Here is a 15,936-nt window from a genome sequence, read left to right as displayed (position 1 = left end):
CCCCCGGACGATGGCGTGGCTGGACCCGCCGGGGATCGCGGCCTGGAGGCCGCTCCTACGGGGCATGGCGGCACCCTGGCAGGAGCGGCCTCCAGGCCGTGATTGGCGTGGTGTTATTAACCCGGCAACTACTAAGACAAACGATAACAAAGCCTCATTCAGCGGGTCTCTGGTCGATCAGCCCGCAAGGCGCAATGGCGCCGGCAGGGTAATTCCCTGTCAAGCCATTGCAACGTTGCGGATGGCCGTCCAGAGGCCCGCCCGCAGGGAGCTTGCCAGGCGCCCCGGCTCTGCGTTGTGCCCCTTGGCAAGGGCGGGCCATTCCCTGCGGAGCACGCCTTGATCCGGGGCGCCTGGCAAGCTCTGAATGAGGCTTTGTTATCGTTTGTCTTAGTAAATATGCCGTGTTCAGGCCTGTAGCCCCGGTCATTATATGATTCAATGGGTTCGGCCGCCGTCGGCTGAACACGGCATATTTAGTTGCCGGCTTAATCAGACCCTGGCACGGATCGCTGGCGGCCTCAGTACCGGCGGCGGGCGAGGATCTCCAGATCGCCGCCCCAGCCGAGCACCACCGCCCAGCGCATCAGCACCGGGGCGATGTTGCGGCTGCGCCGGGCCTGTACCTGGAAGCCGCAGCGTTCGAGCAGGCGGGACAGGGTGCGGGCGTTGTAGAAATACAGGTGTTCGGGGCCGTCGCGGTAGCCCTTCCAGTCATCGCCCCGGAGGACGCCGTTGTAGCTGCGCTGGTTGGGGGTGGAGAGGGCGATCCAGCCGCCCGGGCGCAGCAGGGCACGGCATTCGCCGAGAAAGGCAAAGGGGTCGGTGACATGCTCCAGCACGTCCCAGAGCCCGAGGGCGTCGAAGGACAGGTCGCGTTCGATCAGCGCCGCCAGGGGTTCGGTGTGGACCTCGCAGCCGGTGCGGCGGCGCGCCACGTCGGCGGCGTAGCGGGACAGTTCGACGCCGACCGGCTCAAGACCGGCCTGCCGTGCCTGGTCGAGGAACACCCCCTCGGCGCAGCCGACATCCAGCAGCCGCCCGCTCACTCCCTGGCGCTGCAGCCAGCGGGCGCGGCTCGCGGCGCGGCGCACCACGCCCGGCCGTGGCGGCGTCTCGCTGAAGGCCTGGCCGGGATCGTGGAAGTAGTTGCTGTCGTTGTAGACCCGGGACAGGGTGGCGGCATCCGGCAGCGGGTCGACGAAGGCGAAGCCGCAGCCGGGGCAGCGGTGGATGCGGCGCGGGAAGAAGCGGGCCTGCGGCTGGTCGTGGATGAGCCGGGGGTGGGGGTGCTCGCAGAGCGGACAGGGGCGGGAGGCGCTCAAGGCGTGGCCCCGCCGGTCCAGGCGAGGCGGCCCTTGTGGAACAGCAGGCCGGCCCCTTCGTAATAGGCGATGGTGTCACGGACGTGGCGGCTGTCGGCCGGAATCTCGCGGCCGACGTGGCCCTCGGCGTCGACCTCGTAGGCCCGGGTCGGCTGACGCGGCGAGAGTACGGTGAGCTGGCCGTCCTCAAGCAGGCCGAGCTTCTGGTAGTTGCCGAGCGGCGCGCGCGCCTGCCCTGCCGGCAGCCGCAGCACGTCGCGGCCGAAGAAGCGGCTGTCGTAGCTGAAGTTGAGCAGGCCGAGCAGGGTCGGGGCGACGTCGATCTGGCTGGTCAGGGTGTCGACCCGTCCCGGCTTGATGTGCTTCGGGCTGTAGAACAGCAGCGGGATGTGATAGCGGTGCGCGGCCAGGGCCGTCTTGCCGGCGCTCTTGCCGCAGTGGTCGGCGACGATCACGAACAGGGTGTCGTCGAACCAGGGCCGCTGGCGGGCGCGTTGCAGGAAGTCGTGGATGGCGTAGTCGGTGTATTTCACCGCGCCGCGCCGCCCGGTGTGCGAGGGGATGTCGATGCGCCCCTCGGGGTAGGTGTAGGGGCGGTGGTTGGAGGTGGTCATCACCAGGCCGAAGAAGGGCCGGCCGGCGGCATGGGCGCGGTCGATCTCCTCCAGGGTGCGGGTGTAGAGATCCTCGTCGGCCACCCCCCAGATGTTGGCGAAGTGGATCTTGTCCTCGTCCAGGTCGGTGCGGTCGACGACATCGAAGCCGTTGTGGCTGAAGAAATAGTTCATGTTGTCGAAGTAGCCGTGGCCGCCGTAGAGGAACTCGGTGACATAGCCGCGTTCACGGAACAGCTGGCCGAGCGAGAACAGGTTCTCGTTGTGCGGCCGCTTGACGATGGAACGGCCGGGGGTCGGCGGCAGCGACAGGGTCAGCGCCTCCAGGCCGCGCACCGTGCGGGTGCCGGTGGCGAAGGTGCGGGTGAACAGCAGGCTCTCCTCGGCCAGGGCATCGAGATAGGGCGTGCTGTAGGGCTGGGGATCATCGGGGTTGCCGAACAGGCCGAGGTATTCGGCGCTCAGGCTCTCGACGGTGATCAGCACCACGTTGAGGCGCTTCTCCGGCCCGGGGTGCTCGACGCGGTGCAGGATGTCGTCCTCCGGCGGCAGGAAGCGGGCATCGGGCTCGGCGAGCAGCCGGCGCAGATCGGCCAGCACCTGTGACTCGGGCTCGGTGGGATAGAAGCTGGCGTAGTCCAGCTCGTTGTTGCGGAAGGCGGCAAAGAAGCTGTAGATGCCGTTGGCGGCCAGTTGGTTGTCGTAACGGTTGTCCGAGATCCGGCTCAGCGACTCGTCCAGCAGCAGCATGGCGGCCAGCGGCACGGCGAGCAGGCCGGCGGCCAGGGGAAGGCGCTGCCGCAGCCGGCTCTCGGCCTGCAGGCCGAGTGCAAGCGGGCGGCGCAGCGCGGCCAGCAGCAGCAGCGAGGCGGCGCCGATGCCGCCGAGCAGGGCCGGCAGGGGGTAGGACTCGCGGATGTTGCCCAGCACCTCGTGGGTATAGACCAGGTAGTCGACGGCGATGAAGTTGAAGCGGGTCTCGAACTCGTCCCAGAACAGCCATTCCGCCACGGCGTCGAACAGCAGCAGATAAATGCCGCCGAGCAGGAACAGGATCATCAGCGGCCGGTGCCAGCGGCTGCGGTAGATCCGCTCAGGCAGCAGGGTCAGGTAGACGACCAGCGGCAGGCTGAGATAGCTGGCGGTGACCAGATCATAGAGCAGGCCGACGCCATAGACCTGCAGCAGGCTGAGCGGTGCCAGGTCGGCGGCGCTGCCGGTCTTGAGCAGCAGCGCCGTGCGCAGCAGCAGGGAGACGAGAACGGTCAGCGCCGCAAAGAGGAAGACGGCACCGTAGCGGGTGCGAAGTAGCGTGTTCAAGGGAGATGACTCATGAGCTTGGGAGCGGATTCTATTAACCCGGCAAGGGTTTACATTGCATTCAGCCACAGCCAGCGTCCCCACAGCAAGGCGGACAGGCGCCGCCGCAGTCATTCTGCGGCCAGCCTGGCCAACGCAGTTGTGGGAGCGCTGGCTGTGGCCCAACCTTTTTACTCTACAAGAGCCTGGGCGCTTTGGATTCGCGCCGGCTCGGTGTTGTGGCGCTTGCCAAGGGAATGCCCCTTGCCTGCGCAGCGCGCCTTGATCCGACACGAATCCAAGGCGCTGAATATAATGTAAACCCTTGCCGGGTTAATACTATGGGACCGTGCCGGCCTCGAGTTGTTCCCAGCGCTGGTAGGCCTCGCCCAGCTCCGCCTCGATGGCCGTCAGACGTTCGCGGCTGGCGGCGATGCGGGTTCCATCCTGCTGATAGAAGTCGGGGTCGGCCATGGCCTGGTGCAGGCGGGTCTGTTCCTCCTCCAGCTGCTCGATCAGCGCCGGCAGGGCCTCCAGCTCGCGCTGTTCCTTGTAGCCGAGCTTCTTCTTCGCCGCGCGCCAGTCGGCGCTGGCGTCGGACGGTCTGCCGGCGGGCTTCGCCGGCCGCGCCGCCTCGGGCGCCGGGCGCTGGCGCAGCCAGTCGCTGTAGCCGCCGACATATTCCCGTACCCGGCCCTCGCCCTCGAAGGCCAGGGTGGCGGTCACCACGTTGTCGAGGAAGCTGCGGTCGTGGCTGACCAGCAGCAGGGTGCCGTCGAAGTCGAGCAGCAGTTCCTCGAGCAGCTCCAGGGTCTCGATGTCCAGGTCGTTGGTCGGTTCGTCGAGCACCAGCAGGTTGCAGGGCCGGGCGAACAATCGGGCCAGCAGCAGCCGGTTGCGTTCGCCGCCGGACAGTGAGCCGGCTGGCTGGCGGGCGCGTTCCGGGGTGAACAGAAAATCCTGCAGATAGCTGATGACGTGTCGTTCGCGGCCGTTGACCGTCAGCCGGTCGCGGCCCTGGGCGACGTTGTCGAGCACCGACTTGTCGGCCTCGAGCTGGCTGCGGTGCTGATCGAAGTAGGCGACCTCCAGGCGGGTACCGTGGCGCACTCGGCCGCCGTCCGGCTGCAGCTCGCCGAGCAGCAGCCGGATCAGGGTGGTCTTGCCGATACCGTTGGGGCCGATCAGGCCGATGCGGTCGCCGCGCTGGATGCGGGTGCTGAGGCCGCGGACCAGCGGCCGGCCGTCGATGGCGTAGTCCAGATCCTCGACCTCGATCACCAGCTTGCCGGAGCGTTCGGCGCTCTGCAGGCGCAGCCTGGCCGTGCCCTCGCGTTCGCGCCGGGCGCGGCGCTCCTCGCGCATCTGCCTGAGGGCGCGCACCCGGCCCTCGTTGCGGGTGCGGCGCGCCTTGATGCCCTGGCGGATCCAGACCTCCTCCTGGGCCAGGCGCTTGTCGAAGCGGGCCTGTTCGCCGGCCTCCGCTTCCAGCGCCTCCTGCTTGCGCCGCAGATAGGTGGCATAGTCGCCGGGCCAGCTGCTGAGCCGGCCGCGGTCCAGCTCGATGATCCGGGTTGCCAGGCGCTGCAGAAAGCTGCGGTCGTGGCTGACGAACAGCAGGCTGCCGCGGTAGCCGAGCAGGAACTCCTCCAGCCAGGCGATGGACTCGATGTCGAGGTGGTTGGTCGGCTCGTCGAGCAGCAGCAGGTCCGGTTCGGCGACCAGCGCCCGGGCCAGCAGCACGCGACGTTTCATACCGCCCGAAAGCGCGTCGAAGGCTGCCTCGGCATCCAGCTGCAGGCGCGAGATCACCCGCTCCACCCGCTGCTTGAACTGCCAGCCGCCCTCGGCCTCCAGCTGCTGCTGGACGCGCTCCAGGCGGTTGAGCAGCCCGGCGTCGTCCGCGCCGGCAAGTCGCTGGCCGATCTCGTGGTAGCGTGCCAGCAGCCGCCCTGTCTCGCCCAGTCCCTCGGCCACGGTGTCGAACACCGTGCCGCCGGCCTCCGCCGGCACCTCCTGGCCGAGATAGGCGACGCGCAGCCCGCTGGCGGCGACGATCTCCCCCTCGTCGGGGGACAGCTCGCCGGCGAGGAGCTTCATCAGACTGGATTTGCCGGTGCCGTTGCGGCCGATCAGGCAGATGCGCTCGCCGGACTCCACGTTCAGCTCGGCCGACTCCAGCAGCGGTGCGCCGCCGAAGGAAAGGCTCAGATTGCGAAGGCTGATCAGGGGCATGCTGTCCGGGCGGCCGGTGCCGCGGCAGGGAGGTCGATTCCGGTGGGTTTTTGCGGCGGAATCGACGAAATTTTGCTAACTGGTTGTCTGTCCGTCACAAACGCCGCTTATCCACATTTCCTGTGGATAAGGTTGTGGATGAATTGGGCAGATAATGGCAATTCTACTATAAATATCGCATTTGCGTTATTTTGACTATTTTGTGACCAGTGCGGGTAGTCTACCTAAAAACAATGTCTTATTGAACGTGGCGGGCTGCCCTGCCGCAAGCTGACGCCAGCCGTCAATAGAGTCGGATTTCTGACGCTGCGTTGTGCATAACCGCCGGCCGGCGGGGAGGGTTCCGCCAGGGTTTCGTAGGAGCGAACTCCAGGTGGTGATGAGAGTGGCGGTGAATCACGATGTGGCCGTTGCTCCTGCGCAGGGCGGCACCACCCGACTGCGATGGGGACAGTAACGACTAAGGGTATTCAATACACGATTCGGAGAGGCTGTGCTTTCGCGGCCTGACGGACTTGCGAGCGTTGCAGGCGCCGTGCCGGTGATACCGGCCCTTCTTCGCACTCCGGGCATCCGGGACGCAGGCGGCGCGTCTTCGGATCATAGATGTACGAGTGATAGCAGACTCACCTGCAGATCGTCGTGAGGTTGAATTTCAATTTCCCAGCCATGGCGTTCGGCAGCCTGGATACAGAGACCGCCCCGGTAAATCAGGCCGCAGCAGAAATCGGGGCGCCGACGAGGACGACAACATCTTCGGGTATGCGTAATTATACCATTCCGAAGCCCCTGATGGGCCCGGCAGGCTCGTAAATTGTCTTTTTATTCCAATTGCATAGAGGAACCAAGGGGGCGGTGGGTCCAGGCTGTTTGCTTTTGCCTGCCCCGCACAGGACTCGGCGAGTTGCTGCCCATTTGGCATCTCAAGTCACCACTCCCCTCTCGGGGAAGACCAGCTTGTTTCCTGGCGGCCTGGTCGAGCCCGGCAGGGTAGCGTAAAGAAAACTGATAGTTCCCAAAAAGCAGGGATCCTGCGAATAAGCCAGGAAAATCAACGGGACACGAATTCAGGTGGATGCCGTATTTGTCGGGAAACCTTGCACTTCGTGCCAGGGCCTTATGCTCAACAAGCAATGCGAATTTGTAGAACATCAGTAAAAACAAAAGGCTAGTAGATCGACGAGCAATCAGCGGGCATGAAATTTGCTGTTAAAGATAGAAAATCTTCCCTCCCCGAGATTGGACATGGCCGGATGCGGTGTCTGGCGGTGATTTGCCCCGGCTAGGGAAACCCTGATCAATGACCAAAACTGCGTCGTGGGCGCATGAGAAAAACAAAGCGCTTTGAGGAGGAGTTACAAAATGAAACAGCAGCATTTCGCCGGCGTGATCTGCGCCGGCGTGTTTTCCCTGGGATTGGCGACAACTGCGGATGCGGCGCTACTGGGGCGCTTGCCGGCGACGCCGGGTGGTACGGATTATCAGGCCTACTATGACGATGTGCTGAACGTCACCTGGATCGCGGATGCGAATCTGGCGGCGAGTAATACCTTCGGCCTGGCCTACAACACCGATCTGGGTGATCACCCTGATGACGGAGATGCGGCCTCTTACACTGAACAGATACTGACCAACGGCAAAATGACCTGGGGCGCGGCACTGCACTGGATCGATGCGATGAACAGCGCCAGCTACCTGGGTTTCAACGACTGGCGGCTGCCAACGCTGGGTCCGGTCAACGGTGTCGCCTTCGATTACAGTTATGTCTACGACGGCAGTGCGGATCGAGGTTATAACACCACGGCACCAGATTCAGCTTATCCGGGCAGTACGGCAAGCGAGCTGGCGCACCTGTTCTATAACACGCTGGGCAATACCGCTCGTTACGACGTCAACAAGAACCAAGACACGTGCTTCTTGCTGGAACCTGAGTTCTGTCTGTCCAACAAAGGTCCGTTCAGCAACATGCAGTCTACGGTTTACTGGACCGGGCTGGAGTATGCGCCCATAACCAGCGTCGTATGGATGTTTGACTTCCACGATGGTCTTCAACAGTCAAGAAGCAAGTTCATCGTCAACAACGTCTGGGCTGTACGTACCGGCGATGTCAGTGCTGTACCGGTACCGGCGGCGGTGTGGTTTTTTGGAAGCGGTCTGATCGGGCTGCTGGGCGTGGCAAGGCACGGAAAAGCGTGACAACGCATAACAACGGGGCACGTGGGCGCCTCTCTTCTTGTCGTTTGCAGTGGAAGGTGTTTTACCCCGCGTCCACAGATGTGCACGAAACCATAAACTGGCCGGGTTCTGAAAGCATAAATGGGCCGACAGGCTAACCCATTGATTTTGAGGATTTATCGAGGAAGAGATGTCTGTTTAATGCAGATGGCAGCCGCTACGGTACGCTTCCGTGCTCTAGCCGGCCGATAAGATCAAACAGGTTCTGCCGCTCGCCATCTTCGATGGCCTGCAGAGGTGATTTTCCGGCAAGCCCGCGGGATGGCATTGCCATGAACTCGGCAGCTTTGATTGGATCTTCCATAGTCCCAGGACTGCGGATGACACTTCTGGATCTTTTACCTTCAATTGCTTGAATATGTCGACCAGATCGAACTGGGCGTGAACCTTCCGGAGATGTGGAATTGATGTTGATGCCGCTATACAAGCATGCATTCTAGGCGGTGCTTGCGTTTCTTCCAGTCTGGCAGTAGTTGTTCCAGCAGTTTATAAAAGGCTGCGGAATGGTCTTTATATTTCAGGTGACAAAGCTCATGAGTCACCACATATTCGATGCATTCACGAGGCGCGCGGATGAGATCCCGGTTGAGTGTCAACACCCCGGCTGGGGATAAGCTTCCCCAGCGAGTTTTCATGCGCCGAATATGCAGCTTTGGTTCCATGCAGCAAAACCGCCTGAACTCAGGTAACCGGGATTCCAGAATTTCAGAATATTTCTTTCTGGCCTTGTCCAGATACCATTTTTCAAGTAATTGCTGAACCTTCAGGGGGGCTGGTGTATTCCGGCAGGATACAAAAAAATAGCCACGTATCAGTTTTACTTCATCTTGCTTGCCACGTGAAAGTTTCAACCGATACTGCCTGCCAAGATAGAGGTGGGTCTCTCCACCGACATATCGCCGGGGTGGAGTACGAGGCTGAAACTGATGGAAATAAGCAATCTGGCGGGTGATCCAGCGGACACGCTTTTTGACTCGCTGTTGGATGGCTTCCAGCCCGGCGTCCGAGGGAGCCGTGATGACCACCTGACCGTCGGGGTGAACGGCTATCTCCATGGTTTTGCGATTCACATACAGAATCTGGCATGAGATCTTCTGACCCCCGTATAGGATGTGGAAATCCGCAGATTCCCGCAGACTATTGCTTGTTATATGCTTCATCTGTGAAATCTGTGGGTGATTCACTCGGGCATCCGGTGTCTGGCGAGCTGCATGGATTTTTCGATAATCTCGTCCATCTGCTCGGTGCTAAGATCGATGCCACGTTCGCCCCTGACTTCGTCATACAGGTAGTCGTCGATGTCGTTCATCGCCTGCTTCTGTGCGTCCAGGTCATCCCAGAAGTGCACTTTCCAGTGGTGGCGAACGATGTCATTGATGGTCAGTGCGGCATCACAGGCTGTCTTTTCATCGGATGCGTCAAAATAGGGTTTCAGGATTCCATAGTAGGCCATAGCGTCGTCATTACCTTGCAGGGCTTCCGGCATGTCGTCATGCTCGCGATTGACGACCTTTTCCCGAATCTCACTGACCCGTTGCAGATATTCCAGATCAGAGAGGCGTTTGGCCTTGAAGTCATCGATGGCCTGTTGAATCAGCTTTGAGAATTTCTCATAGAAAGCGGGATCTTCCTCCATTTTCTCGGTAATCGCCTTCTTCGTTGCATGGGCGATGGCATCGGCCTTTGCCGCCGTGGTCTTTGCACCATAGACACCACGATCCTCCTTGACCTGTGAAAAGGTTTCTTCGTCGAAGATGTTCACCGGCGCGTTAAGCTGGACAACTTCGCTGGCAGAAATATGGGTATCCAGCAATTTTCGGATCTTCGGCTCGTAGTCGCGGTAGTCGATGGCCTCGGCATAGCGCAGCTTCACGGACGCCTTCAGGTTCTGGAATCGTTTCAGGTCGTTTTTGTATTGGCGGAGCTTCTCTTCCGGTGTGTTCATGATGAACCTTTCAACTGAAAGGGCGATCCCCAGCGTCTTGCTGTAGTCGGACAGGCGCTCATAGAACTCCTCACGCAGCGCATCATCGGCAAGCAATACCTCGTAGGCCTCTTCGTCGTACTGATTCCTGACCTCGTTGAACAGATCCCACAGATCGGAATAGCGCTGGGGCAGCTTGGCCACCTCCTCCTGCACGGCGATCAGGGTGCCAGCAAGGTCTTCATCCTCGAAACCATCCAGCACGCTGTACATGGACAGCGCCCTGTCTAGTTCGCCCAGCACGCTGGCGTAGTCCACGATGTAGCCGAACTCCTTGGTGGCGCCGCCTTCGTCTTCATAAATCCGGTTCACGCGGGCAATGGCCTGCAACAAGGTGTGTTCGCGCAGGATGCGGGTGAGGTAGAGCACGGTATTGCGCGGGGCATCGAATCCGGTGAGCAGTTTGTCCACCACGATCAGGATTTCGGGCTCATCAGCGTATTTGAAGCAGTTGATGATCTGCTTGTTGTACTCTTCCTCTGAGCCATACCGCTTGATCATCTTCTGCCAGAACTTCACGACCTCATCGGTGGGCTCGTCATCCACGTCATCATAGCCTTCGCGGCTGTCCGGCCCGGAAATGATCACTTCCGAAGATACAAAGCCGATTTCTTCCAGATATTCGTGATACCTGAGCGCGGCGGCCTTGCTGGGGGCGACGAGCTGCGCCTTGTAACCCGTTCCCTGCCAGTTGGCGCGAAAGTGCTCACTGATATCGAAGGCGCGCATGTAGATGACCTGGTCGGTCTTGTTCAGCATCTCGGCGCGGGCGTATTTCTTCTTCAGGTCGGCCCGTTGTGCATCCGTCAATCCCTGGGTGTGGCGGCTGAACCAGAGGTCGATGGCCTTTTCGTTCTGCTCCATCTCCACATGGCGGCCTTCGTAGAGCAACGGGACGATAGCGCCATCCGCCACGGCCTGGTCGATGGAGTACTTGTCGATGAGCCCACCGAACTTGGCGAAGTTGTTTTTCTCCTTTTTCATCAGCGGCGTGCCGGTGAACCCAAGGTAGCAGGCATTGGGAAACATCTGCCGCATGCGGGCAGCGAAGTTGCCGAACTGGGTGCGGTGGCTTTCGTCGATGAGCATAAAAATATCAGAGGATGTATCCTGATATTTTTTAACGTTCAGCGCCTTGTCGAACTTGTGCACCAGCGTGGTAACTAAGCCAGCCTTTTTCTCAGACACCAGTTCCAGCAGATCGCGCCCGGTGCGCGCCCGTTGCGGCGCCATGTCACAGGCCGCAAAAGTATCCTTGAGCTGCTTGTCCAGATCCTTGCGGTCGGTGACCAACACAATGCGCGGATTATTGATGTTAGGTTCCTGTGCCAGGGCGCGGGCCAGCATCACCATGGTGAGCGACTTGCCGGACCCCTGGGTATGCCAGACGATGCCGCCCCGACGACGGTTTTGCGCGTCGCGCTGTTTCACATGGGTTAGAATGCGCTTGATGGCGAAATACTGCTGATAGCGTGCAATCTTTTTGATGCCCGCATCGAACACGGTGAACTTGTACACCAGTTCTAGCAGCCGCTCGGGACGGCAGAGGCTATGAATGGCCCAATCCTGCTCCGTGATCTCGCGCTCGCCCTCGGCTTCCAGCGCGTCGAAAAACCGGCGGGCGGGGGCGAACTCGCCAGAGAACAAAGTATCCTTCACTCCTTCCGGGAGCACGTGGTGAACACTTTCCGCCACGGCCTCTTCCTTGTCCTGCCGCTCCTTCCACAGCGACCAGAACTTGGCGGGCGTGCCTGTCGTGGCATAACGGGCAGCGTTTTTGTTCACGCCCAGCACAAGCTGGCTATAAACAAAGAGTTTGGGGATATACTCATCCCGCTGGTTGCGGATAGACTGGGAAATCGCCTGCTCCACCTCTACCTTGGGCGATTTGCACTCGATGACCGCGAAGGGGATGCCATTAACGAACAGCACGATATCCGGCCGGGCAGTTTCCGTGCTGCGGGTACGCTCCACGCTGAATTCCGCCGCTACATGGAAGCGGTTGTTGCGCCAGTCGTCCCAATCCACATAGCGCAGGTTGAAGCTCCGGGTATCACCCTCGACAGTCTGCTCAAGCGACGTTCCCAGGGTCAGCAGCTCATGGATGGCCTCGTTGGTCTTCAACAGGCCGTCGTACTTGAGGTTCTTCAGCTTCTGAACCGCCGACTGGATATTCTCCTCGCTGAACAGGTATTCCCGGCCCTTGTGATGAATGCGGTTAATTCCCCGTAACTGTTCACGGAGCACATCCTCCAGCAACACGTTGCCGGTCTTTCCCTGGCGCGCGGCCAACGCCTGATCCAGCGGCAGATATTCAAAACCCAGGTTGATGAGTTGTTGCAGTGCCGGGATCTGGGAGAGGCATTTTTCGTTGAACCTGAAACCTTGCATTACTCCTCCTAGATATCCCAGGCCGGGTGTTTGATGTCTTTATAGAACTCCACACACTCATATTTTGGTGTTTGGCCTATTGAGCCTTGCATAAATGATGAACACATCACAAAGGAAGCTCGGCCTGTTTCCAGAACGCGGTCACCAGTGTCTTCTGGCGTCGCTGCATGGAACGGAGCCTGCGCCGGGCATAGTCACTCAATTCACCGATGTCCCTGGGACAGAAGTTACCCAGCTCATGCGGTTTGAGATGCCCGAACAGATATTCAACCGGGTTGAGCTCCGGCGAATAGGCCGGCAGGAACTCGATCTGAATCTGCCCATTGCAATCCTCGACATACTGACGGACCAGGCGGCTCTTGTGGACCTGCAGGCCATCCCAGATGATCAGCAGCTTCCTGCCGATCTGGCGCTTGAGTGCCTTGAGGAACTCGATGCACTGGGGGGCACGGATCGTACCGGGGAACAGACGAAAGTAGAAACGCCAGAAGCTGACCCCGGCGATCACCGACAGCTGCTTCCAGGTGAAGCTGTACTGGATGACAGGCGTCTGTCCCTTCGGTGCCCAGGTGCGCACCAGTGTGGGCCGTTCCGACAGACCCGATTCATCGACAAACACGATCACACGCCCCTCTTTTGCAGCGTTTTTTTTAGTGCCGGCCAGCGCTTGGTCTTCCACTCCCGCACCGCACGCTCATCGCGCTGCAAGGCGCGCCGGGCCGGCCGCTGGCAGCTGAACCCCATGCGCCCCAGCACGCGGGAGACCTGCGACTCTGACAGCTGCACCCCGAACTGCTCGTCCAGCACCTTCCGCACACGCCCCAGGGTCCAGACCTCGGTGGCAAACCCGCTGGCCAGCGCGCCTTTCAACAGGATCCGCTTCAGCTCACGCAGGTCGGCCTTGTCCAGCGAACCCGGACGGCCGCGCAGACCTGTCGACCGCAGCGCATCCAATCCGCCTTGTTCCAGGCGCCGGGCCCACCCGCAGACCGTTGATCGGGCTACTCCCACGCGTCGCGCCACTTCCGCCTGGGGGACGCCTTTCAAGAGAAGGCGGCCGGCCCGCAGTCGCCGCTTCTCCAGCTCTTTGCATTGCGTCTTGCTGTCCATGGAATCCTCCCAACATACCCGATTCCATAGACAACGAAAACAGAATAATGTTCACTATTTATGCAAGGCTCAATAATCGTTCCCGCCTGCTATTGAGCTTGTGTGCCAGTCCATCGAAAAATACTTTCTCTCCAGCGTAAGCTTCTGGTTCCGTTGTCAGTTCGAGATGGCGACGGTATACATAACTGACAGCGTCAGCAATCTGGATAAGTGATGAGTATTCAGATTTAATCGCAAATGCTGTATTCACAATATGATCAAATCGATCTTCCTCTTTCAGGTCTAACCACTTGGTCTTGCCTCTCACTTTCTTGCTTTGCTGGTACAGTCCATCAAACCATGGATCTGCCAGATACAACCCGTCAGATACTTTCGGCATATGGGCTCTGTTGTCATCGAAAATGAGGACGGTTAGGCCTTTATTATTCTTGATGATTTGCATTTTTTTCTGAATAAGCCCGCAAATGAACATGCCATTCAGCGCCCAATAATTACCCGAACACGGCACCATATACTTGCCGCTAGCACATGCGGCCTCAAATGCTTGAAACGACATGCCAAATGCATAAATCTTTGAGCACTCTACGGCAATATCACACATCTCAGACAAGAATGCTTTTCGCTCATCTGGTGAAACCTTATTCCAGCCCCCTTTACCGTTGATAAATGCCTTGGTCTTTAATTCTTTTGGTGTGCCAGGATGTCTGGCAAGAAATTCCTTTAGTTCATGGTCAAATTTATTGGTGTACTTGCGTAGTCGGTAAGCGTCAATGAGAAGTCCGGCCATGACAAACACATCGCCCTCATCAGAACAGCCAGACTCGTCAATATAAGCAAATTTCATACGGGCAACTGCTCGTTAATTCGCTTGAACAATCTCTCAAACCGATTGATTGTTTCCTCACTGACCTCCAGACTATTCCCTAACTCGCTAAGCCCAGACCTGGCTGGGGCGAAGTGATTAAATCTGACAGCAGGTACGTTTGATGAAATAAACTTCTCGACTCGCTTGACAATGCGTGGTGATTTATCAAGAACATCAGTTGAGAGTTTTTCTTTGGTGCCTGGATATGCAGAGACCACCAGAGCAAGATATTCTTCCTCGGTAAACAGATCCTCAATATCGGCTTCCTTCGCATCGACAAATTCATTTAGCTGCATGATCTTATTACGGTCAAGAAAATGGCTTTTTATCAGGTTGTCTACACGCTGCTTGTCCTTTTTCGATATGTCCATAAGAACACAAACATTCAACTCATTTGCTCCTATCAAAGAAACAAAAGTCGCCAGTTTGTCAGCGCCGCCTACAGGGGTTACGACCCATTTGTCACTCAATGTCTCTCGCCCTGCGCTGGACAGTATTGCTGACATGGTTTGCAAGTAGAGGAGATCAGACGGACCTTCCACAAGCAGGCAATTTGGGCCGAGAAACAATGTTTGCGCCAAGCTATACCCCAGAGCGGCCTGCAATGGGAATACGGTGTTCGCATCAACACTCAGGCATTCCGAGGAGACCTTAACGCCCTCGTTATCTATGTCCTCAACGGTGCGAACACGCTCAAACCGGTGTGCATCAACCATGAATGGTGAATGCGTTGTGTAAAGAACCTGGTGATCAGGTGCAAGAACATCCTCGATGAATCTGAGCAAGTCTGCCTGTGCACTGGCATGAAGATTGAGGCCCGGTTCATCCAGAAGGATAATCATTTGTTCGTTATCTTCAGACAGCTTTTTGAAGGCCGTGAGGAAGGAGAAAAACCAGACAAACCCTCGTGAGCGCTCGTCAAAGGGAACTGTTACGCGGTGTTTTTTATTTTTGATGCGCACATGAAATTCACCTGGCTGATTGTTTCCGGGAGATCGATGCACATCAAATTCCACTTCGAGTGATGGGTTCTGCTTCCAGTAGTGGAATACATCATCCGTGATCTCATTGGCAATGGCTTCGAGATTGGCCTTGTGGTGCTCGTAATCTGTGTTATTTCGCAGCTCCTGGGCCGTTATGCCAGCCAAATCCAGCAAGTCCTTTAGTGTCCTTATTCCTTCATCTGCTTCTGCGTCGATTTGGTCTAGCAACGCCGTCCCTTTCATTATTCGATAATCATCAAAGAAGAAAATCTTAGGCACACGCTCCTTTAGGCAACTCTGCCAGACCTCAATAATAATCCCTTTATTCGCAACACCTGTTAGATAACTCAAGTGTTGCTGGGCAACAGCATCATCTTCGCACTCCTCCAGCGAGGAAATTAGAGAATCAAGAGACTTGGTGGCTTTCGCCTTCTGGGCAGAATTACCTGATAAATTACTATTTGATGTGTAATGTTTGATCCACTTGTGCTCATCGATGTTCAGGCCAATAAGTTTTGTTCCATCGTATTTTTTTGTGATAGTCAGTATTGCCCCTTGTGAAATGCAATCACCGAATTCCTCTACCACCGCAGCAATATCATCATTATCTAGTTCAAAGTCTGCGGTAATGACTTTTGCTGACTCCTCTTTCCCTGCCTTGACTTTCCGCAAGTATTCACGAAGCCCTTTTCTTGGGTAGTCTTTTACCTCGTCGTATTCGACGTCTTCCACGGGGTTCAGACGGTATAGCGCTTGGAGTAAGGCAGTTTTTCCTGCCTCATTTTTTCCAACGAAACAAGTTACATTTTGATCAACGACAATTTCTTTGGAATCATCGATATTTTTGTAATTCCAGATGTGAAATGATTTTAGCTGCATGACCTAATCCTCCTGG

The 15,936-nt window shown here is 58.2% G+C and carries 9 protein-coding genes; 1 reads left to right on the top strand and 8 read right to left on the bottom strand.

All coding sequences use genetic code 11. The annotated features are described in order from the left end of the window. Nucleotides 1-521 precede the first annotated feature (521 nt). The 3 genes from QVG61_RS13015 to QVG61_RS13005 form a co-directional block, all read right to left on the bottom strand. Nucleotides 522-1,325: a class I SAM-dependent methyltransferase gene (locus QVG61_RS13015; RefSeq protein ID WP_289931091.1), complete on the bottom strand. Its 804-nt coding sequence runs from the start codon at nucleotides 1,323-1,325 to the stop codon at nucleotides 522-524. Continuing rightward, nucleotides 1,322-3,259, bottom strand: coding sequence for an LTA synthase family protein (locus tag QVG61_RS13010; RefSeq protein WP_289931090.1), 1,938 nt, complete (start codon nucleotides 3,257-3,259; stop codon nucleotides 1,322-1,324). The genes QVG61_RS13015 and QVG61_RS13010 overlap by 4 nt, the downstream gene beginning before the upstream one ends. Before the next feature lie 318 nt (nucleotides 3,260-3,577). Then, nucleotides 3,578-5,473, bottom strand: coding sequence for an ATP-binding cassette domain-containing protein (locus QVG61_RS13005; protein WP_289931089.1), 1,896 nt, complete (start codon nucleotides 5,471-5,473; stop codon nucleotides 3,578-3,580). Between the two features lie 1,362 nt (nucleotides 5,474-6,835). On the opposite strand from QVG61_RS13005, the gene QVG61_RS13000 reads away from it, so the two are divergent. Beyond that, a complete protein-coding gene (locus QVG61_RS13000) occupies nucleotides 6,836-7,669 on the top strand; it encodes a DUF1566 domain-containing protein (protein WP_289931088.1) in 834 nt (277 codons plus the stop codon). A gap of 458 nt (nucleotides 7,670-8,127) precedes the next feature. On the opposite strand, the gene QVG61_RS12995 is transcribed toward QVG61_RS13000, so the two are convergent. From QVG61_RS12995 to QVG61_RS12975, 5 genes are all read right to left on the bottom strand, one after another. Next, entirely contained in the window at nucleotides 8,128-8,778 is a 651-nt protein-coding gene (locus QVG61_RS12995) for a SprT family zinc-dependent metalloprotease (RefSeq protein ID WP_289931087.1), read from the bottom strand. A gap of 110 nt (nucleotides 8,779-8,888) precedes the next feature. Then, on the bottom strand, nucleotides 8,889-12,083 hold the full coding sequence (locus tag QVG61_RS12990) for a type I restriction endonuclease subunit R (protein WP_289931086.1): 3,195 nt from the start codon (nucleotides 12,081-12,083) through the stop codon (nucleotides 8,889-8,891). A 106-nt stretch (nucleotides 12,084-12,189) separates the two neighbouring features. Continuing rightward, a protein-coding gene (locus QVG61_RS12985) for an IS630 family transposase (protein WP_289930011.1) occupies nucleotides 12,190-13,193 on the bottom strand; the annotation gives its coding sequence in 2 pieces (ribosomal slippage) (nucleotides 12,190-12,728 and nucleotides 12,728-13,193; 1,005 coding nt in all). Between the two features lie 58 nt (nucleotides 13,194-13,251). Further along, nucleotides 13,252-14,037, bottom strand: coding sequence for a DUF3800 domain-containing protein (locus QVG61_RS12980; protein WP_289931085.1), 786 nt, complete (start codon nucleotides 14,035-14,037; stop codon nucleotides 13,252-13,254). Beyond that, nucleotides 14,034-15,920, bottom strand: a complete 1,887-nt coding sequence (locus QVG61_RS12975; RefSeq protein WP_289931084.1) for an AAA family ATPase — start codon at nucleotides 15,918-15,920, stop codon at nucleotides 14,034-14,036. The genes QVG61_RS12980 and QVG61_RS12975 overlap by 4 nt, the downstream gene beginning before the upstream one ends. Nucleotides 15,921-15,936: the final 16 nt, after the last annotated feature.

Origin of the sequence: Thiohalobacter sp. IOR34, from assembly GCF_030406045.1 — a bacterium.
Taxonomy (GTDB): domain Bacteria; phylum Pseudomonadota; class Gammaproteobacteria; order Thiohalobacterales; family Thiohalobacteraceae.
Note: the sequence above shows the minus strand (reverse complement) of the source record. Positions and strands in the feature narration are given on the sequence as shown.